Raw genomic sequence first — 18612 nt, 5'->3', positions numbered from 1 at the left:
CCGATCTGTTGAGCCATACTCATGGAAAGATGATCAGTCAGCAGAACGGAGCGTGGATCAAGGATGACGGACCGGAAGTGGTAGTTAGGCTACAGATTGCCCGGTTTCCGAACTGGCAAGAAAGGGTGCCCACGCCTGGACTAGGTGTAGAGGCCAATTGAACATAGGCAGGAATTCCACCTATCACTCTTCAAAGGCCGCTATCGGCCAGAAGCTGCCGCTCAATGGCGCCTATCAAAACCGGGTTGAAAGTTTATTTTTAAAGATGTGCATCCAGTTTGGAGTCTCCTACGTAAATCTGTCACCCCTCATAAGAAGGGTCGAATGATCCAGGAGATGCATCATGCACATGCTCATCAAACGCTTTGCGATTGCCTGCTTTACCCTTCTATGCTTCAACGCCGGCCTTTGCTTTGCTGCGGATACCGTGATGGTTGGCGGGGCAGCCATGTATCCAAACAAAACTATCGTAGAGAATGCCGTCAACTCTAAAGACCACACGACGCTTGTTGCGGCTGTCAAAGCCGCCGGACTGGTCGATACGCTCAACAGCAAAGGTCCGTTCACCGTCTTCGCTCCTACCAATGAGGCCTTTGCCAAGTTGCCGGCCGGAATAGTCGACACGCTGGTCAAGCCCGAGCACAAAGCAGATCTGACCAAGATCCTCACCTACCATGTGGTGCCTGGTACTCATACCGCCAAGCAACTGATGGGGGACGCCAAAATGCATGGTGGCAAAGTCATGCTGACCACCGTTCAGGGGGAACCTCTGACTGTCTGGCTTCACGATGGCAAATTGTGGGTGGAGGACGCTAAAGGCGGTAAAGCAGCCATTACCATCGCCGATGTCATGCAGTCTAATGGCGTCATACACGTCGTCGATACAGTTTTGATGCCGAAGTAGGTGATGCGAGCTGGCGGAAAAAATAGAGCGGCTCCGATTTTTGGTGAAGGACACTGGCCTTGCTCAGCTATTCTTCGAAGAGTAGAGCCAGGCGTCTTCGAGGTTGAATTATGAAAAATATTTCGACTGCTTCTATCGTCTACAGCACCCAAATACTGTGCATCTTCTGCGTACTGGGTCTGTTGATCATGTGGGGGCTCGAATTTGATGGAAGATATGGACCCTACTCATTTGCACTGGTAGTCATCTTCACCTCAGTAACTCTGTGGGGAAGGTCACCTAAACGGGTAAGAACGCGCCTGAGTTAATGATCCCAGTGACCTGCTCACGAGCGGCTGCTTTCGGCCAAAAGCGGACGTTCAGGAGCGACTGCTTTCGGCCATTAGCAGACGTTGGTTGGCGACCGCTACCGGCTATAAGTGGACGCTCATGACAGGTCAGCTTAGGCCTTGAGTAGACGTTCGGGGTGGCTGCTTATACTAATGACTGCAGGTTCGCCAAAGGCTCCAGCCAATTTATCGCGACCGTTGAACATCGCTCAAAACAGCCGTTTTAGATGCTTGCAGAAATGGATGCGATACATGATGGGGTTCAAACCCGCTACAGTTTTTATAAACTAATAGCGGGATTGATTAATTGATGTCAGGCGTTCTTAGTTTTAGATCTGGTTTTTGCTTTGATGGTGTCCCTGAAGTTGCAGCGGCTTAAGTTGGCATTCTCAAAAGATGCAAATTCAAGAGATGAGGATAAAAAATTGCTTCCGGAGAGCTTGGCGTCGTCAAGTCTGGCAAAATCAAGCTTGGCGTGTGAAAAATTAGATGATTCCAAGTTTGCTCCAGATAAATCTGCATGCTTCATGAACGCCGAATTAAAATAGCTCTCCTCAAGATGGCTATCTCTAAATGTTGTTTTGTAGGCTCTGACACGACCTAAAACCATTCTAAAGCCTTGTATATTATCGAGAAGGGAGTGCGCAAGGTCAGCACCGTAAAGGTCCGCGAAATCCAAACTTATGTCAGAAAGGTTGAGCCAGGAAAGGCAGGCAAGTGCGATACTTGAATCAGGACCACTTCGTTGTTTCTGGATTCGTCTTAGCCATGTTCCAAACGCGGTGGGGTCAGGGTGTTCAATTTCAGTTACTCTTTCAACCGCAATAGCACAAGCGTTCAACGTTGCTAGTAAAGTCTCTTCAGCATTTCGAGCTTGGTGAGCGCAGTCTTGAAATGTAATTGCGGAGGCAACCTTTTCCATCGGCATGCCATGACGTAATACATAGTTGAAAAGCGAGGTTAAACAATCTTGGGCCAGTAAAGTCGCTTCGGCGTCCATCAGCAAAACTTCAGCTTCTAGGAAGCGATGTATATTTTCTGATATCGCCGTTGGGCCACACACCTCCGCCCAGTGTCTTAGTGCGTCAACATCACTCCAACCTCTTCCGCGTGATTTACCAATGGTTTCGCGCCTGGCTTTCTCTTCAATGATGTCTTGCATTGCGCGTACAATTCGTCTTGCTGCAAGATATTCACCAAAGCTTTTATGTGTGAAAACGAAAGTGGGATCGCCTTTAGGGCGTGAGCCATGCTGACGAAAGAAAAATGCGGCAAGTAGAGATGTGATTCCAACTTTTGCGCCGTCTTGAAATGCATCAAGTTGTTCTCCAAATCCCCCGGACCGACAATATTGTTCAATTTCGCTTATTGTGGTGGTACGTCCGTCTCCATGCCAAGCGGCCAGCCCTATTTCTTCTAATATCAAGTAAAAATCATCCACGTCAATGCTTCTGATTGATTCGTGTTTTCGACCGTTTTCATAACCTCGCTCATAAATAGCCTGAACTAGATCGTTATAAATTTCATTTAAATTAACGTGATCAGTAAAGTCTAATATCCCGCGACAGTAACTCAGTGCGAGCAAGTAGTTCAATAGGGGTTGAGCAGTGATTTCGTTCAGATCGTCGCGGTTTAACTCAATTGGGATGCCGTCATATTCCCTGCCGGTCAGAGCTCCATAGTTTTTCCACCAGTCTGATCTGAGATCTTTTTCAAGAAGCTTGTCTGGGTCGGAATAATCGCTATAGTCTAGGTAACTTGCTGCCTGAGGATTGTGAAAATAAGGCATAATTGTAAGAACTTGGCGGGGGCGTCGAAACTCTGATTCACTTTCTTGAACTACAACTTCTCGACCGCTGAATAAAACTCTTAACGTAAGAGTGTGCATATTCAATCGATCTACTGTTTGCTGCACGCTTCTAACAAAATTTCTAGCGGTTGTTGCCGCCGCACGTCCTTGGCTTGCCAGCTCATCCAAGCCATCCAATATAATTAATAATTCAGGAAAGCTATGCTCTTTCTGTAGTGGATTATTTTTAAGTATTCCTTCGTCTCTCACGAATCGGCCAATCTCATCAACAAAATCTCGTGAGGGGTCGATGAAGTGGAGTGGAACCAGAAGAACTTTGATTTTGTTTTGATTTGCTACATATGAAGCGTAAATTTTTGAGAATGAAGACTTGCCGCTTCCAGGTCCGCCACTGATCGCGCGAACCGCATCATCCTTTCTGGATGAGGCTAGCCAATCATCAAGTTCCTCTTTTAGCTTTACTACAACTCGCTGCTTGTTTTTGGACTCTTCCAGTACTTCGTTTTTTCCTATTTTATTTTCGTAGTACGCATTTAAAGGGATGTATATTTGACGCAGGCCGAAAGGCTCACCAAATACAGGCTCCTCTAGTCGTAATTGAAGTTGAGCGCTGTATGAATTCCAGCTGTTTATATGCTCTACGGCAGTGGCAAAGGGGGAGTGTAAAGCATCTTTGATTGTATCGTACTCACTTGTATTGCGTTGCCATTCTTTATGGAGTGAGTAAGGTATATAGCCCGGGAACCTCGCAGATATTGTGATCGCTACACTTTCTGAATGACCCTGGCGTACTAGCCAGTCACTAATTGCAGCTTCGATCGACTTAACTATAGATAATTTGTATGGAGCTATAAAAAAGTCTTGTGTGATCTCGAAATCGCCAATGTGTTGCTCTAAAATCTGCTCAAGTTCGTCAATGCTTTTAACTTCTCCAATCAGGTCTTTAGTGTCTTCGAGCAAAGCCTTCAATGCGTCCATTAAAGAGTTTTGCAATAATTTATATGCTGATGTTTCGGGTCCTGTCTCAGCAAGGCCGATCGCAGCCATCGCATCAATTCCATCGTCTCCCAAGTCTTCAAACTTTCCGAGCAGAGCATGTCCGGCTCCTTTTGCCAATGCAATTGCAAAAGATTTTGCATCAAGCGACAAGGGTCGTTTTATTATTGGTGTGGTTTTTTTAACTTTGACTACTGGGCGCTGGGTGGCCATATAAAACTTCCTGTTTGAAAAGGTGTGGCTATTTGTTTGTGTTTTTTTAGAAATAGCACTTGCAGTGCTTCATGCAATCGCCAGTTTGAGTCGGCCGCAGGCTTACGATGGGGCTCCTTAAAAACGTCAAATTGTCCAATGGATGAGATCTCCTTCTTTGAGCGACTCTAGACGCTGGAGGTGCGACCATTTAGCACTGCTTGGAAAGCTGACTTTTGCCAGCATCATAATGCATGCTCGTGTAGTAGATTCTAGTCCAGTTAGATTGTCTTCTTCTGGCCGAAAGCTGGCAGTCACCAATAGGAGCTATTGGTCGCAGATTAGCTTAATCCCATTCCTTGGGCCTGTAGGGAAAGGACTGGGAAGTCTTGGCTCAGACTTATTGGTAAAAAGATACGGTCTCTTTTAGCGAGGCTGAAAACTCATAGATCTCGTCGAGTGAGTTTATAGGGTGGCGCGTTTCGACTTTATCTTTGTCAAAAACGCCAAGATATTTTTGGCTGCGATTGAAGTGGAGTCTCGCGATAGGCTTTCGGTTGTTGTCGTCTAGAAGTATACCAAAGTAACTCTGGGTATCTCTGCTGGCTATGCGCTTCGCATCTATGACGGTCCGGACAATCGCTTTGATTATATGAAAACCTTCCAGCTCCTCCATCGTAGTCAGAATACGATCTTCAGGCTCTTCTCGGACTTCAGCCTGATTTTCAGCGACGACCGATTCAGCGGGCGTGGAAAATGTGGCTTTGCTCATCGCTGACTTCAACCTGTCGTTGATTTGGTCACTGAGAAACTGGGCTGCGGCTTTCCTTGTGAGCAGAGTAAACTGATCTCGAACTTTTTGGGTTATGACCCCTTCGTAGACTCGCGACGCGAAGAAGCGAACGAAATCATCATCAGGTTGGGTGAACTGCTTAGCCATTTCCTTTTTTATGTTTCCCACGTACTTCAGTTCGCCCGCGGCATTGATGATCGAATCAACGTCGAAAGCGGACTTCGTAAGCTTTTGAAGCTCAGGGATGATGTGCTCATCAATGTTAAGTAAGTCGATCTCTAAAAACGGCTTTTCATCCATTTTGTTTGGTGCGTCAAGATCGGTGTAGAATCGATAAAACCTGCCATTTGTAAGAATGGAAATTCGTGCAGTGGTGACATGAAAGTATCGGAAGAGTTGGCTCGCATGGTTGATATTGAGCGGTTCGCCGATTTTTTTTGTTTCAATCAATATCTGGATTTGGCTATCTTTCAGAATCGCGTAATCAATCTTTTCCCCTTTTTTAATGCCCACATCGCAGACATATTCGGGAACGACTTCGGAAGGGTCGAATACATCATAGCCCAGCACGGTATGAATGAACGGCATAACGAAAGCAGTTTTTGTTGCCTCCTCCGTTTGTATAGTCGGTGCTAACTGATTAACCTTCGCTGACATTGCGTTCAAGCGTTCTACAAAATCCATTTCACTGCTCCGTTGCACGCTCACCCGATCCGGGTTGTACAGGCACAACGCTACTATGTCTAAAACCTCTTCTGCTACTGGGATTCTATCCATGCTGGATGCTTGCACAGTTAAATGACATTTTTGGCAAGTGCTATCGCGCTCATAAACGCTTCTGACCCACGCATTCGAACGACCCCTTTTGGCCGATTGCTGCCCATTGCGTGCGCGGTCTGGCTCTAGAGCTGGCACCGGTGCGAGTCAACACGCGGTCGCCGGGCCCGATCAACAACCCGATTCTCGGCAAAGCACTGGGTGAGGGGCGTGAGGCATTTATCGCCTCACCTGAGCAGGTTCTGCCCCTACATCGCCTCGGCACAGCAGAAGAGGCAGGCGCGGCAGCGGTGTTCCTGATGAGCAACACCTTCATGAACGGCGCCGTACTCAACATCGACGGCGGCGCACGCCTGGTTTGATCCTGCCCACCTTTTTGGAGAGCCTGAACATGACATCGTTATTTGATTCGGAGCGATGACAGCCGATACCCAGCGGTTGGCCGCGCGCAGCTTCCGCTATCAGCAACCGGCTACCCCGCAGTACGTCAACCCAAAGAACCAGGATGTCGCGGCATCCGAGTTGTTCGAGCGCTACCGGGAAGGTGCATTGGGGCCGCTGACGCTCCCACGTTATCGGCTGGAGGAGGCGGCTGAGGCCCATCACGCGATTATCCAGCGCAAGCACAGCGGCTCGAGATCCTGCTGATGCTCTGGCCGTGCGGCATGAATGCCTCAGGGCCGGCACAAATCGTCCCTGGCAGCATGGCGTCCGGACAGTTGGAACAGATGGGCGCGCTGCTGCCTGCGGCAAACCCGCTGCGCTTGAGCAGCAATGGCAGAGCAGAGGCATTGGCCCCTTGGTCTGCCGCCAGGCGCCCTTGCTAGTCGCTCCATCGACCATCGGATCCCCCACCAGCTTGCAACGACGGCACCGATCAGTCCTGCGATCAGTAATTCCAGCCTGTCGAACTTGTCGAGCAGGCGCGGCAATAGCTACTTGCGCTCGACTCCGTGTGCATGATGGAAACTAAAACCTCTACAAACGAATAGTTCACGTATAGATAAAATCACCTTAAATGTGAGCACAATCATCAAATTAGGAATTGTCAGACGATTCTTTGAATTTTCTCTAACAACAAAAATCACTACCTCATGAACCAAAAAGGAGCGGTAACTCGTGAGTTCGGTAGATATTTTTGTGATTGAGTACAAGCTCCATGGAAGACCGAAGTCTTTTGTCATTCGCACCAAACTGATGAACAACGCAGAGGCTTGGCAGTGGGCGAGCTGCGACGCGGGTATTGCTCCGATACCCAAACCCGGACGCCCTCCTCTCAAGCGGTTCACAAAACCCATGGCAGAACGATTTGGAATCGCCGACGTAAAGTGGCGGGCCACTACTGCCGTCACCTGGGAGGACATCGGAGCGACGCAAATGGAGAAATAGTGCATCGCCGGAAGCGCTCAACATGTCGATAGAGCGCAGCTCAAACGAATGGGAGGACACATGAAATCCAGATCCAGCCCCCTAACCACATCCGATTGGTACGCAGCGACCGGGCGCAGTAATGAACTGTTTCAAGAGGCTGATCGACTCAATGCCATCGCCTACGAACTGCTAACCCATGCGGCCGACTCCCCCGAGGCAATGCAACGCTACAAAGACGCCAGAGATGCCGCGGATGCCAAAACGCTGGAAGGCAAAAAAGCTTGGGACGAGGCGCGAAAGAGACTTAACAGGCGTCAGTAATAAAGCCCGCGCTGGGCGGGCAAAAGGGAATCCACTCGTTCAGGCCCCAGATTCAGGGTCGCTGGCGGGTATGCCGCGAGGCTCCTTCACATCGCCGTCCTGGACATCTGTTGTGCCAGTCGTCACAGACACCGGGGCACTTGCGCCACTCCCGGCTTCCGGGTGTTCTGCAGATACAGAGTTTGTCGCGGCTACGTCCGTCATATCTTCATCAACGGGTGCTTCGTCATCCGGCGGTAGCGGTACCGCCGAATCTTCAGGCCGAGGATCATGACCTGTTTCATTGTCAGTCGAGCGGGTCACTGCCTGTTGCGATTGATTGCCTGGTCCATTCTCGTCGATTTCCATGATGCCTCTCCGATCGGTGCACGGGAATCCGTGCTTAAACGTGTGAGGAGTCAGGTCGCGACAAGTGCCGGTCATTGGACGAATGGCTGATCCGAGCGGCTTTATTCAAAAGGTCCTGATAGGAACGCTCGTCTTTCCGTGCTGTCGGCCTGAGACCTTCTCAACCTCAACAACCTAGTAGAAAAATTGAATTAGCAGCCTGATCACCCGGTCAAGAAAGATGAGCGCAGTAAATCTGACGAGGTAACAGCAATGACTATCCGGGCAGAGACACTCGTACAATTGACCGAAGCGCTGCAGGAGCGTGGAATGACACTGGTTTCAGATGTTCACTTCACGCGGGCGCCGTACCGCTAAAACCATCGCTGGATCTGCATCGTCGAGTGACCATGCTCGCTGTCGGCGTTCTGGACGAAGATTCCAGCGCCGGCGCCTTTTCCCATCGCGCCGCTTTTCTGCTGGTTCAGGATCCGCACGGATCCCCCGGTGCACGACCATCCAGCGCAGGCATGGGATCAATTGAAATGCCCGCTACAGCGCTAATCCATTCCTTATAAGATAAGCAGCACTTTGACGCGAGAACGCTTCATCCCACTGCGTGCCGGAAATCTCACCCGCAACGACCAACATCATTAATTGCGTGGTCGCAGCATCGAATTCGACCAGAAGGACGCGGGCGCGGAATCTGAAGTCGTCTGACGGAATGATGGCTGTGCTCTATGACGGGGGCTGTCCTGGAGCCGGTGGGAAGATGGATTCTTGCCGGAGTTTCACGCAAAAACCTGTTCATGCATGATTCTTTTATACATCCGATACGCGGCAAGTTTCATCACCGAAACCGCAATCGACGAACTGTATCGGCAATTTGCCAGCTTGTCGGTATGCGGCGGGCGGGGAATGCGCAGGCCCAACGGCTCTGTCAGCGTAGGTAAGCAAAAGCCCTGATCATTCAGGACTTTTCGCTTCCCACAGGCATCAATTCTGTTCAACCTTTGCAGATCGTATGGGCTCGATCAGCCCTTGCTGTGCTCCGGCGACGAAGGCCCTTTGACAATGCCGCGCGGCCCCGACACGCCCCAGATGACCACGCCCAGCAACGGCACGAGGAAGATCAGCGCGGCCCAACCGGCCTTGGTCGCGGACGGCTTGTCGCTGCGCATCACGCTGTTGAGTGCCCAAAGGTCCAACAGCAGGAGCAGGACCGCAGCGGCGATCCACAGATATTCGGTTTGCATGATGTTTTCCTCCATGTTGCTCTGAAACGCCACGGCATGCTTAATCGCCGTGGCGTTTTATATGGAGCGCTTCAACCCCTCATTTTTTTTCGAGGGTCGCTGCCTGATTACCGCCCTGTTCGGCAATCTTCGTCAGCTTTTCATCGGCGCCCTTTTCTTCTGCTAGCGTGGCTTGCAGCAAGGTGACGGCATCGTCGAGTTTCAGGTGTTTGGCCATCGCGATCAGCGTGCCGTAGCTGGCGATTTCGTAGTGCTCGACTTTCTGCGCCGCACCGATAAGCGCCGCGTCCAGCACCGCGCCTTTTTCGATTTCGTCGAGCAGCTCCTTGGACTCTTCGACCAGTCCTTCCATGGCTACACACTTCATGCGTTTGAGTTTCAGCCCGGCCAGTTCCACCAGTTGGTCGATGCGTTCGATCTGGCCCTGGGTTTCCTCAAGGTGCGAGGTGAAGGCTTCGGCAAGCAGCGGATTGGTCGCGGCGCGCGCCAGGCGCGGCAAGGCTTTGGTGATTTGCTTCTCAGCGCTGTAAACGTCGGACAGCTCATGGATGAACAGGTCTTCAACAGTTTTTCTAGCCATTTCTAACTTCCTTCTGATGGGTGGATAGTGTTCTGGGCGAGACGTTCAGCGTGTCCGCCAATGTGGCTTTCATTACAGGTGACCCACCCTGCCGAGCAGGTGTTCAAAGCATTTTTCGATTCATGGATGAAGTGTTATTGGTTCAGCCCAAAGCGGTATCGAGGAACATCATCACGCCGAAGCCCAGCATCAAACCGAGCGTCGCCGGCGTCTCGTGACCATTGCGGTGGGTCTCGGGGATGACTTCGTGCGACACCACAAAAATCATCGCCCCCGCCGCAAGCCCCAGCGCAATCGGATAGCCCAAGGCAAAGCCACTCGACACGCCCAGCCCGACCACCGCCCCCAGCGGCTCCATCAAGCCGGAGCCGATCGCGATCAGTGCAGCGCGCCAGGCCGAGATCCCGGTGACGCGTAAGGCAAGCGCAACCGCGAGACCTTCGGGGATGTCCTGTATGGCAATCGCGGTGGTCAGTGGCAGGCCGACTTTCATGTCGCCATTGGCAAAACTGACGCCGATGGCCATGCCCTCCGGCAAGTTGTGCAGGGTGATCGCCAGGACAAACAGCCAGACGCGATTGATGCGTTGTGCATCGGGCCCGCGTCTGCCGATCTGCTGATGTTCGTGAGGCACGAAGCGATCAAGACCGACCATCAAGCCAACGCCCAGGGCCAGGCCGCATACGACCACGCAGGCTGCCAGCAACGGATTGCCACACAGCGCTTGCGCGGCCTCGATACCCGGCAGGATCAGCGAGAAGGAACTGGCGGCCAGCATCATGCCGGCGGCGAAGCCGAGCATGATGTCCTGAGTGCGTGAGCTGATATCGCGCAGGATAATCGCCACTACCGCACCCAACGCGGTCGCACCGAATCCTGACAGGCCACCCAAGGTGGCCAGGCGCAGGTTTCCCTTGTCTGCGCCGACCAGCGCGGAGTAACCGCTAAACAACAGCAGGCCGCTGACCAGCAGCAGCGTTGCCCAGAACAACACGCCCGGCCAACCGCCGCTGGACGCCATGCTCCACCCGTTGCGCTGCGGCGTTGGCGTCGACGATGAGCTGAGTGACATGTCGCCTCCTAGCGTCCGGTAGAGCGTTTGCCGCTGGAGTCGAGCACGAATTGGCGCAACGTTTCGGTGATCTGCTGCGCGGTTCGATCAAACGACGTGACGCTTGCGTTAAACCGACTGGACAGCGACTGCGCCAGGTCGCTGCTGGAAACCCCGGAGTTCTGATTCATGTGCGGTACCTCGGATCTTATCGATTGAAAAACCGCACGCCGTTGCGGCATGCGGTCCCGGTCATCACGCGTCGGGTTGCCCCTGAACACCCGCGCCCAGATCGGCGCCAGTGATCGGGTTGCTGTCCGGGTCGGACATGGTTCGCGCTTTCATATCCAGCAGCAGAGCCTCTTCCTCGGCACTGAGCTGAACGCTCGCGCTGCCGTCGCCGCCATCCACCGCAGGCTCTGGACTTTCCACGAACTCCCAGTCATCGCCCTGGTTCCAAGGACCGCGCGTGCTGCCCTCTCCTTGGGACATGTTGAAGTACACGTTGGTGAACTCCGGCATGCCGGGTTGTTTGCCCTGCGGGAAGTTTGGCTGGATCGCATGAAGGGCTTTTTCGAAGGACAACTGGTGCGCAATTTCGCGGGTCATCAGGAAGCCCAGCGCTTCCTTGACGCCGGGATCGTCAGTGACGTTCATCAGCCGTTCGTAGACGATTTTTGCCCGGGCTTCGGCGGCGATGTTCGAGCGGAAATCCGCTGTGGGTTCACCGATCGTATCGACATACGCAGCCGTCCATGGCACACCGGCCGAGTTGGTCAGCGGCGCGCCGGCACCGTACAGCAGACTGGTGATGTGCGAATCGTTGCCGGCCCCGTTGATGGCCCGGTACAACTCGCCCTCTTCTTCCACGCCTTCGGCCAATCGGCCTTTGGCGCCCTTGTTGAGCATGACGATGATGGAGCCGACGATTTCGAGGTGACTCAGCTCCTCGGTGGCGATGTCCATCAACAGATCCTTGCGACCCGGATCATCCTCGGCCAGCGCTTGAGTGAAGTAGCGCGAGGCTGCCGCCAGTTCGCCCTGGGCGCCGCCGAATTGTTCGAGTAGCAAGTTCGCCAGTCCCGGATTGGGTTCGGCAACACGCACGGTGTATTGAAGTCGCTTGTTATGTAAGAACATGACAATTACCTCAGGTTGTGTGAGATGAGATTCGTTATAAATTGCGTCACACAGTTCTGAATCGATACCGCGAACTAAAATTTCATTTTTTTGATCAAGGGCGACGAGTGGAAAACTGGAAAAGTTCTATTTATTTCTAACTTGCTGAATCAATGAACAAGTGAGTACTGCTTTTAACGTTCCAAAATTATTTCTATCGACAATATTCACCTCGAGTTGTACAAAAGCAAATCTACTGTACAAGAAAAAGTCAATAACTATGGCCCTTTGCCTTGATTCCGAAGTTTAATATTTCGAAAAAACCAGGATGCAGACATGCCGCTTTCTTTCGATCCGCGCTTCAACGATCTTCTCCAGCGCCTCATTCTCATGGCGCCGCCCGTGGGCCAAATCAATCTGAATATGCTCGATTCCATTGAGCCTGAGGCGATTGCCAACCCGGACGAACTGGTTGCGACAATCATCGAAGTCAGCACCCGACTCGCTGCAAAAAAATCTGACGCGCCCGACCATTTTGTAGAACTATTGCTGAAGCTGGAAAGGATTAATGCGCTGCCTCACGACAAGGCACAGCACTTCACTGATCGTGTGCTGGCGTATAGCAGAGACAATTGATAAGCACGCAAAGACAAGTCGAAACCGAGACGTTTAAATTGCACTCGGATAAAAGTGCCTTCCGACTTATGAAGGCTATAAACAAGTCACCCGCAATTAAGCCTGCCAAGTGATTAGTCAAGTCTCGTTGGGAATCACCGAAATCTTCCCATTGCGCTCAATGATCGCAAATTTGATCTGCTCAATTCGTTCGATACCCTGACTGGAACGCGCGGCTTCCATGACATCCGCCTCGATCATCCGCGCATGCCGCAAACGCCGGTGCAGCAGTTTGCCGTTCTCGACGATGATCGTCGGTTCGCCGTCGATCAGCCGCGACACCCAGCCCGACCGCTGTTTGAGTAGAGAGAAACCGACGTCGATGGCGATCAGCGTCACGATCACCAGCATCGCGTTGGTCAGGGAGAAATCATCGCCCAGCAAAGCCTGCTGCGTGGCCTCGCCGATGATCATCAGCAGGACGAAATCGAAGGTGGTCAGGTCCGCCAGCGAACGCCGGCCGGCGATCTTGAACAGCACCATCAAAGCCCCGTACATCACCGCCGCACGCAGTACCGAGTCCATGAGTCACCTACGGAAAAATGAATTGAGAAAGCGTGACGCCGGCGGAGCCTGGCGTACTGATGTGGCTGCGATACAAGCCCAGGCCGTCGCCGCGCAAGCTCAGGTAAAGACTCACCTGGCCTTGCTTGTCGGCCTGCAGCCAGAAGCGCACGCCATCGGCCGCACTGCGACTGCGCAGCGGTTCCGGTTGCAGAGCGTCGATGCTGAAGCCCTGCAGCAGATCACCGGCCAGCTCAAGCTCCACCGTCGCTTCCGGCGCCGCTGTGAGGCTGATGCGCATTGAGTTGGTCGAACCGTTACGGTGGAACATTTCATACTGCACCCGGACGTGGCCATCCTCGGAGCGTACGTCGCGGCTGCTGATCAGGCCTCTGGAAAACAGTCCCGCCATGGCCAGCACCATCAGCAACACCAAGGCATACCAGCCGCAGCGCTCGAAGCGCCAGACCTTGAGTTGATAGGGCATGTCTTCGCGAAACGGCACGTCCCGGCTGCGCAGATCAGGGTGGTCGGCATCGTCAGTCATCAACCGGACTCCTCGCCTCCTGCAGTGCCGCACGGTGAAATTGCTGTATACCCTGCAGCGCGTACTCCGTGGCCTGGTTTTGCACCTCACAGCGACTGCCGGAAAAACGCATTTGCCGAGAGTAGACAAACTGCCCGGCTGCGCATTGAAAGGCCCAGGCGAAGCACACCGTTCCGGCAGGGATACCGTCGACGTCCTCCGGGCCGAGAATGCCGGTGGTCGCCACCGCCACATTCGTCGTGCTGTCATGCAACGCTCCCACCACCATCTCGCGGGCGACCTCGACGCTGGTCAGGTTGAAGCGCTCGATCGTCTGCGGGTTGACGCGCAACAGGCGCTGTTTGGCCTGCGGCGAGTACACCACGTACCCACACTCAATGAATTCACCACTGCCTGGCACCTCGGACAATAACGTCACAATCATCCCCGCCGTACAGGACTCGGCGGTGGTCAGGAGCAGTGAATGTTCGCGCAGATAATCAACAGTCGCTTCAGCAATGGACATGGCAGACTTCCAAAAACAGAACTGTCCGGTTGACCGTGGCGAGCGTATTTGAGTTTCGCTCGCTTATCCGCAAGCGTGATCACTTGTCCGACTCGGCCGCCTTGTCTTTCTGGATCTGCAGCGACGCCTTGCTTTTGTCGCCGTCCTTGTTCGGCGCATCATTGGAACCTTCGAAACAGCCCTGCAACAGCAGCACTGAACAAAGCCCCAGACAGACACAGATGGTTTTCATGATCTTCTCCCGCTCGATGATCCTGTGGCGAGGGGGTCTCGCCACAGGTCTGCTTGCTTACACGGCCGGCACCAGCGGCGCCGTGCCCTCCGCCTGGGCCAGCGGCACATCGCTGCGGCCCGGGGTCAGGATGACCTTGCGGCAGTCTTCCTGTTTTTTATCAAAGATCTTGTAGCCCTCGGCCGCCTGCTCGAGTGACAGCCGATGGCTGATGATCGCGTCCGGTTGCAGGCGCCCGGTTTCGATATACCCCAGCAGTTCGGGCAGATAGCGCTGCACATGGGTCTGGCCCATCTTGAAAATCAGTCCCTTGTCGAAAGCATCACCAAACAGGAAGCCGTGGATAAACCCGGTATACACCCCCGGCACACTGACCGTGCCACCACGGCGCACCGCTGCGATGCACTGACGCAACGCCTTGCCGCTGCTGCCTTCGAGCTTGAGCGTGGCCAGCACGGTTTCGGTAGTGCTGCCCTTGGCCTCGAAGCCCACCGCATCGATCACGCCATCCACCCCACGGTTGCCGGGCGTCTGGCTGATGATGGTATCCGCCGGGTCGTCGTCCTCATCGAAGTTGATTGGGATCACACCGTAGGTGCGATGCGCATAGGCCAGTCGGTAGGCATGGTGATCGACCATGAAGATGCGCTCGACGCCAAGCATGCGCGCACACGCCGCGCTGAGCAGGCCGACCGGCCCGGCGCCGTAGATCGCCAGACTCGAACCTTCGCCGACGCCGGAATTGATCACCGCTTGCCACGCCGTCGGCAGAATGTCGGACAGGAACAAGACCTTCTCGTCTGCCAGCGTTCCCGGCACCTTGAACGGCCCAGTGTTGGCCTTCGGCACTCGCACCAGCTCGGCCTGACCGCCCGGTACCCCGCCGTACATCCGACTGAAACCGAACAGCGCCGCCGGCGGTGGAATACGCTTTTTATTCATCGCCGCGCCCGGCCCGGCATTGGTGGTTTCACACGCTGCGTACAGCGCATGCTGACAGAAGAAACAGTCGCCGCAGGCAATCACAAACGGGATCACCACCCGATCGCCGCGTTGCACCGCCGTCACGGCCGAACCGGTTTCCTCGACAATGCCCATGAACTCATGGCCGAAGATGTCGCCGTGCTCGACCGTCGGGACCTTGCCCCGATACAGGTGCAGGTCCGAGCCGCAGATGGCCGTGGCGGTTACTCGCAGGATGATGTCATCGGGTGCTTCAAGGATCGGATCCGGCACGGTTTCGACTCTGACGTCGTGGGCGCCTTGATAGGTCATAGCTCGCATGGTGGAATCCTCTGACAATGGAAGAATTGACGAACAGCTTCTTCAAGTTCCGAAGGACTCAGTCAGCGCGAGTTCACTCTGTTTTGCATATTTCTGGATCAGTGGGACGGCGACACCCGGACTTTGCCACTGAACACCCGGAAGCCATAGGTGTTGTAAATCAGGGTGACCGGCACCAGCAGCGCGAACCCCATCAGTACGAATATCTGACTGTTGCGACTCGAGGTCGCCGCTTGCAAAGTCAAGTCGGGCGGAATGATCAACGGGAACAGCGCGACCAGCATCAAGCCGAACGCCAGAACAAAAACGCCAAGCGCGGTAAACAATGGCAGACAGTCAAAGCGGCTGCGGAACCCTAGGAAAAAACCTGTCAGCAACGCGGCAGCGGCGAAGACTGCCAGCGATCCGATCAAGGGCGAGATCAGGCGCTCGGCATATTGCGCATGCAGCGTCGATGTCCACAGCACCAGCACAATCAGCAGCCCGACCGTGCCCCACGCCAGCACCCGCGCCTGACGTGCCGAGCGCTGCTGCAGTTCATCGACGGTGCGCCAATACAGCCAGCAGGCACCCAGCCACGTATAACCGCACACCAACAGCAGACCGCAAAACAACGGGAACGGACCGAGCCATTCCCAACCAGTGCCACTGTATTGCCCGCCAGCGTGCGGAACGCCCTGCACCAGCGTACCGAGCACCACCCCCTGCGCCATGCCGGTCAGCAGCGAAGCGCAGAGCAGGCCGGCATCCACCAGACGTTTCATCCGTGCGCTCGCGGCGTGATCACGAAACTCCAGGGCCATCGCGCGCAAGATCAACGCCAGAAACATCAGAATGAATGGCAGATACAGCGCCGGCAGCAGAATCGCGTAGGCCTGCGGAAACAATGCCAGCAACCCGCCTCCCCCGAGCACCAGCCAGGTTTCGTTGGCGTCCCAGATAGGCAGGATGCTCACGGCCATGGCGCGTCTGTAATCGCTGCGGCGAGTCAATCCCAACAGCACGCCAACCCCGAGGTCAGTGCCGTCGAGCAGCACGTAATTGATCACTGAGAACGCCAGGGCGCCGGCGCACAGCAGCGTGATCGCGTCAGTGTCCATGAGACTGTTCCTCAGGAGCGTCCGATTTCATCGGGCAGGGTTGGCTGCGGACCGGGTTCGCCATGGTGCGGTGGCTCGCGCAATAGCCGTAGCAACACCCACAGCCCCACCGTGAAAATCACCAGATAGAAACCGAGGATCAGCCAGGTTGAGCCGAGCACCTGCGCTCGCGATACCGAGGACAGGCTGTCCTCGGTGCGCAGCAGCCCGTAAACGGTAAAGGGCTGCCGGCCGACTTCGGTTACCACCCAGCCACTGAGCATCGCCAGAAACCCCGCCGGGGTCAGGAACGCGCTCGCCCATAACCAGCGCCGCGAAACATACAATCGCTGGCGCCAGCGCAGCACCAGACTGACCACCCCTTGCGCGAGCATCAGACATCCCAGCGCCACCATCAGTCTAAAGGCGAAGAACACCGGCGGCACCGGCGGAATGTCCTGCGGCGCAAATTCGTCGAGCGCGGCGATGGTGCTGCTCAGGTCGTGGCGCAGGTACAACGACCCGATATGCGGGATCGCCAGCTCCCAGTGATTGCGGTGTTCGTCCATGTCCGGCCAGGCGAAAATCCGCAGCGGCTCGCCAGCGCCTTGCACCGGGCGCTTCCACGAGCCTTCGATGGCGGCGACCTTTTGCGGCTGCAGCTGCAAGCTATGGCGGCCGTGCAGATCACCGACCACGATCTGCACCGGCGTCAACAGCGTGATCACCCACAACGCCATGGACAATTGCACCCGGGCCCGCGGGTTATGCGCAGCCTTGAGCAACTGCCAGGCGCTGACGCCAGCGACGAATGTCGCGGTGCCGAGAAGCGCCGCCAGCACCATATGCGCCAGGCGATAGGGAAACGAAGGGTTGAAAATGATCGCCCACCAGTCCGCTGCGTGAAAGCGCCCGTTCGCGTCGAGGGCGTAGCCGGCAGGCGTTTGCATCCACGAATTGGCCGACAGAATCCAGAACGCGCTGATCAGCGAGCCGACCGCCACCGCGCAGGTGGCGAAGAAATGCAGACGCGGGCCAACCTTCTTCATGCCGAACAGCATGATGCCGAGAAAACCGGCCTCGAGAAAAAACGCCGCAAGAATTTCGTAAAACATCAACGGCCCGATAATGTCCCCGGCCTGCACCGAAAGCCGCGACCAGTTCAGCCCGAACTGGTACTCGAGAATCAGTCCGGAGGCCGTGCCGATTGCGACGGTCAAGGCAAAGACCTTGAGCCAGTAGCGGAAAATATCCAGATAGACCTCGCGCCCGCTCCTGAGCCACAAGCCTTCGAGCACCATCAGGAAATTCGCTAGGCCAATGGTGAACGCCGCCAGCACAATGTGGAAACTGATAGTGATCGCAAACTGCATGCGCGCGGCCATGAGTGCGGTATCGGCGTTTTCCATAGCACTTGCACCTCGCTGGTCAGCCTTGCTGCGCAATACCCGCCGAAGCACCTGCCAGAGCGTTCCGGTCGAAGATGTCGACCATTTATCAAGCACCGGAGCGCTTAATGCCGACCAGCTAAGAAGCAGAAATGCTAAAAGATAACCTCTGGCGAGGGAGCTTGCTCCCGCTGGACTACGCAGCAGTCCCTGCTCCTGAGACAAAGAGGGACCGCTTCGCGGCCAGCGGGAGCAAGCTCCCTCGCCACAGGTACAGCGTTCATCCTTCACTGACTGGCATTAGTCAGAGCGCTGTCTTTTCGAACCCTTCGTTAGGGTCTAGTCTTAGACCCGGCTTCGTCCGACGCCAGACGCCTCCGCCTGATTCAAGGACAATGATGAGACTGCACGAGTTCATCCTGACGCATATCGAATAGATTCTTTCTGCCTGGGAGCGCTTTGCCCGCTCCGTGGAAACCGCTCTGCCGCCTATGGATTCCAAGGGTTCGCGCGAGCATTCGGAGCACATCCAGAGAACCGTCGACGAAGATATGCAAAGACCCCAGAGGAGC

The 18612-nt window shown here is 54.7% G+C and carries 20 protein-coding genes and 1 pseudogene; 6 read left to right on the top strand and 15 right to left on the bottom strand.

What is annotated here, in order from left to right; genetic code table 11:
- Positions 1 to 343: 343 nt before the first annotated feature.
- A complete protein-coding gene (locus MKZ87_RS02305; protein ID WP_085731177.1) occupies positions 344 to 904 on the top strand; it encodes a fasciclin domain-containing protein in 561 nt (186 codons plus the stop codon).
- A 642-nt stretch (positions 905 to 1546) separates the two neighbouring features.
- On the opposite strand, the gene MKZ87_RS02300 is transcribed toward MKZ87_RS02305, so the two are convergent.
- Positions 1547 to 4252: a pentapeptide repeat-containing protein gene (locus MKZ87_RS02300; RefSeq protein WP_266200197.1), complete on the bottom strand. Its 2706-nt coding sequence runs from the start codon at positions 4250 to 4252 to the stop codon at positions 1547 to 1549.
- Between the two features lie 379 nt (positions 4253 to 4631).
- A complete protein-coding gene (locus tag MKZ87_RS02295; RefSeq protein ID WP_266200196.1) occupies positions 4632 to 5708 on the bottom strand; it encodes a type I restriction endonuclease in 1077 nt (358 codons plus the stop codon).
- Positions 5709 to 5911: 203 nt separating this feature from the next.
- Between MKZ87_RS02295 and MKZ87_RS02290 the strand changes: the two genes are divergently transcribed.
- From MKZ87_RS02290 to MKZ87_RS02275, 4 genes are all read left to right on the top strand, one after another.
- Entirely contained in the window at positions 5912 to 6163 is a 252-nt protein-coding gene (locus tag MKZ87_RS02290) for an SDR family oxidoreductase (protein ID WP_416383537.1), read from the top strand.
- 55 nt (positions 6164 to 6218) lie between these two features.
- Entirely contained in the window at positions 6219 to 6449 is a 231-nt protein-coding gene (locus tag MKZ87_RS02285; protein ID WP_266200194.1) for a hypothetical protein, read from the top strand.
- Between the two features lie 471 nt (positions 6450 to 6920).
- Positions 6921 to 7190: a DUF6555 family protein gene (locus MKZ87_RS02280; RefSeq protein WP_085654122.1), complete on the top strand. Its 270-nt coding sequence runs from the start codon at positions 6921 to 6923 to the stop codon at positions 7188 to 7190.
- Positions 7191 to 7250: 60 nt separating this feature from the next.
- The gene (locus MKZ87_RS02275) at positions 7251 to 7493 is read left to right on the top strand and encodes a hypothetical protein (RefSeq protein ID WP_266200193.1); all 243 of its coding nucleotides are present in this window, start codon (positions 7251 to 7253) and stop codon (positions 7491 to 7493) included.
- A gap of 156 nt (positions 7494 to 7649) precedes the next feature.
- Here the strand turns inward: MKZ87_RS02275 and MKZ87_RS28930 are convergent.
- The 6 genes and pseudogenes from MKZ87_RS28930 to MKZ87_RS02250 form a co-directional block, all read right to left on the bottom strand.
- Positions 7650 to 7841 (bottom strand): annotated as a pseudogene (locus MKZ87_RS28930) (hypothetical protein); the annotation flags it as partial.
- A 1013-nt stretch (positions 7842 to 8854) separates the two neighbouring features.
- Entirely contained in the window at positions 8855 to 9076 is a 222-nt protein-coding gene (locus MKZ87_RS02270; RefSeq protein ID WP_145598232.1) for a PLDc N-terminal domain-containing protein, read from the bottom strand.
- A 79-nt stretch (positions 9077 to 9155) separates the two neighbouring features.
- Complete coding sequence (locus tag MKZ87_RS02265; protein WP_121185669.1) at positions 9156 to 9656, bottom strand: ferritin-like domain-containing protein; 501 nt, start codon at positions 9654 to 9656, stop codon at positions 9156 to 9158.
- Between the two features lie 142 nt (positions 9657 to 9798).
- On the bottom strand, positions 9799 to 10728 hold the full coding sequence (locus MKZ87_RS02260) for a ZIP family metal transporter (protein WP_416383536.1): 930 nt from the start codon (positions 10726 to 10728) through the stop codon (positions 9799 to 9801).
- An 8-nt stretch (positions 10729 to 10736) separates the two neighbouring features.
- Positions 10737 to 10898, bottom strand: coding sequence for a hypothetical protein (locus MKZ87_RS02255; protein ID WP_266200192.1), 162 nt, complete (start codon positions 10896 to 10898; stop codon positions 10737 to 10739).
- 64 nt (positions 10899 to 10962) lie between these two features.
- Entirely contained in the window at positions 10963 to 11847 is an 885-nt protein-coding gene (locus MKZ87_RS02250; RefSeq protein ID WP_266200191.1) for a manganese catalase family protein, read from the bottom strand.
- 315 nt (positions 11848 to 12162) lie between these two features.
- Between MKZ87_RS02250 and MKZ87_RS02245 the strand changes: the two genes are divergently transcribed.
- Entirely contained in the window at positions 12163 to 12462 is a 300-nt protein-coding gene (locus MKZ87_RS02245; protein ID WP_266200190.1) for a hypothetical protein, read from the top strand.
- Between the two features lie 117 nt (positions 12463 to 12579).
- On the opposite strand, the gene MKZ87_RS02240 is transcribed toward MKZ87_RS02245, so the two are convergent.
- The 7 genes from MKZ87_RS02240 to MKZ87_RS02210 all read right to left on the bottom strand — a co-directional run bounded on the left by MKZ87_RS02240 (position 12580) and on the right by MKZ87_RS02210 (position 18061).
- Positions 12580 to 13026: a DUF421 domain-containing protein gene (locus MKZ87_RS02240; protein WP_085654114.1), complete on the bottom strand. Its 447-nt coding sequence runs from the start codon at positions 13024 to 13026 to the stop codon at positions 12580 to 12582.
- A 7-nt stretch (positions 13027 to 13033) separates the two neighbouring features.
- Entirely contained in the window at positions 13034 to 13552 is a 519-nt protein-coding gene (locus MKZ87_RS02235) for a hypothetical protein (protein WP_266200188.1), read from the bottom strand.
- Positions 13545 to 14057, bottom strand: coding sequence for a CinA family protein (locus tag MKZ87_RS02230; RefSeq protein WP_266200187.1), 513 nt, complete (start codon positions 14055 to 14057; stop codon positions 13545 to 13547). Before MKZ87_RS02230 ends, MKZ87_RS02235 begins: the two co-directional genes overlap by 8 nt.
- 79 nt (positions 14058 to 14136) lie before the next feature.
- The gene (locus tag MKZ87_RS02225) at positions 14137 to 14289 is read right to left on the bottom strand and encodes a hypothetical protein (protein ID WP_183082847.1); all 153 of its coding nucleotides are present in this window, start codon (positions 14287 to 14289) and stop codon (positions 14137 to 14139) included.
- Positions 14290 to 14346: 57 nt separating this feature from the next.
- Complete coding sequence (locus tag MKZ87_RS02220; protein ID WP_266200186.1) at positions 14347 to 15573, bottom strand: zinc-dependent alcohol dehydrogenase; 1227 nt, start codon at positions 15571 to 15573, stop codon at positions 14347 to 14349.
- A gap of 98 nt (positions 15574 to 15671) precedes the next feature.
- On the bottom strand, positions 15672 to 16673 hold the full coding sequence (gene cydB, locus MKZ87_RS02215; protein WP_266200185.1) for a cytochrome d ubiquinol oxidase subunit II: 1002 nt from the start codon (positions 16671 to 16673) through the stop codon (positions 15672 to 15674).
- A gap of 11 nt (positions 16674 to 16684) precedes the next feature.
- Positions 16685 to 18061 carry a cytochrome ubiquinol oxidase subunit I gene (locus tag MKZ87_RS02210; protein WP_266200184.1) on the bottom strand — a complete coding sequence of 459 codons (1377 nt, stop codon included), beginning with the start codon at positions 18059 to 18061 and terminating at the stop codon, positions 16685 to 16687.
- Positions 18062 to 18612 lie beyond the last annotated feature (551 nt).

The organism is Pseudomonas sp. MCal1, from assembly GCF_026341415.1.
GTDB lineage: Bacteria > Pseudomonadota > Gammaproteobacteria > Pseudomonadales > Pseudomonadaceae > Aquipseudomonas.
The sequence above is the reverse complement of the archived record's forward strand: the minus strand, read 5'-3'. Positions and strand labels throughout refer to the sequence as shown.

Bases quoted from the DNA above. Each gene is read 5' to 3' on its own strand.
- MKZ87_RS02245 (WP_266200190.1), top strand. From the start codon at position 12,163: ATGCCGCTTTCTTTCGATCCGCGCTTCAACGATCTTCTCCAGCGCCTC.
- MKZ87_RS02295 (WP_266200196.1), bottom strand. From the start codon at position 5,708: ATGGATTTTGTAGAACGCTTGAACGCAATGTCAGCGAAGGTTAATCAG.
- MKZ87_RS02210 (WP_266200184.1), bottom strand. From the start codon at position 18,061: ATGGAAAACGCCGATACCGCACTCATGGCCGCGCGCATGCAGTTTGCG.
- MKZ87_RS02265 (WP_121185669.1), bottom strand. From the start codon at position 9,656: ATGGCTAGAAAAACTGTTGAAGACCTGTTCATCCATGAGCTGTCCGAC.
- MKZ87_RS02260 (WP_416383536.1), bottom strand. From the start codon at position 10,728: ATGTCACTCAGCTCATCGTCGACGCCAACGCCGCAGCGCAACGGGTGG.
- MKZ87_RS02225 (WP_183082847.1), bottom strand. From the start codon at position 14,289: ATGAAAACCATCTGTGTCTGTCTGGGGCTTTGTTCAGTGCTGCTGTTG.
- MKZ87_RS02235 (WP_266200188.1), bottom strand. From the start codon at position 13,552: ATGACTGACGATGCCGACCACCCTGATCTGCGCAGCCGGGACGTGCCG.
- MKZ87_RS02300 (WP_266200197.1), bottom strand. From the start codon at position 4,252: ATGGCCACCCAGCGCCCAGTAGTCAAAGTTAAAAAAACCACACCAATA.
- MKZ87_RS02240 (WP_085654114.1), bottom strand. From the start codon at position 13,026: ATGGACTCGGTACTGCGTGCGGCGGTGATGTACGGGGCTTTGATGGTG.
- MKZ87_RS02270 (WP_145598232.1), bottom strand. From the start codon at position 9,076: ATGCAAACCGAATATCTGTGGATCGCCGCTGCGGTCCTGCTCCTGCTG.
- MKZ87_RS02255 (WP_266200192.1), bottom strand. From the start codon at position 10,898: ATGAATCAGAACTCCGGGGTTTCCAGCAGCGACCTGGCGCAGTCGCTG.
- MKZ87_RS02230 (WP_266200187.1), bottom strand. From the start codon at position 14,057: ATGTCCATTGCTGAAGCGACTGTTGATTATCTGCGCGAACATTCACTG.
- MKZ87_RS02305 (WP_085731177.1), top strand. From the start codon at position 344: ATGCACATGCTCATCAAACGCTTTGCGATTGCCTGCTTTACCCTTCTA.
- MKZ87_RS02285 (WP_266200194.1), top strand. From the start codon at position 6,219: ATGACAGCCGATACCCAGCGGTTGGCCGCGCGCAGCTTCCGCTATCAG.
- MKZ87_RS02275 (WP_266200193.1), top strand. From the start codon at position 7,251: ATGAAATCCAGATCCAGCCCCCTAACCACATCCGATTGGTACGCAGCG.
- cydB (WP_266200185.1), bottom strand. From the start codon at position 16,673: ATGGACACTGACGCGATCACGCTGCTGTGCGCCGGCGCCCTGGCGTTC.
- MKZ87_RS02220 (WP_266200186.1), bottom strand. From the start codon at position 15,573: ATGCGAGCTATGACCTATCAAGGCGCCCACGACGTCAGAGTCGAAACC.
- MKZ87_RS02250 (WP_266200191.1), bottom strand. From the start codon at position 11,847: ATGTTCTTACATAACAAGCGACTTCAATACACCGTGCGTGTTGCCGAA.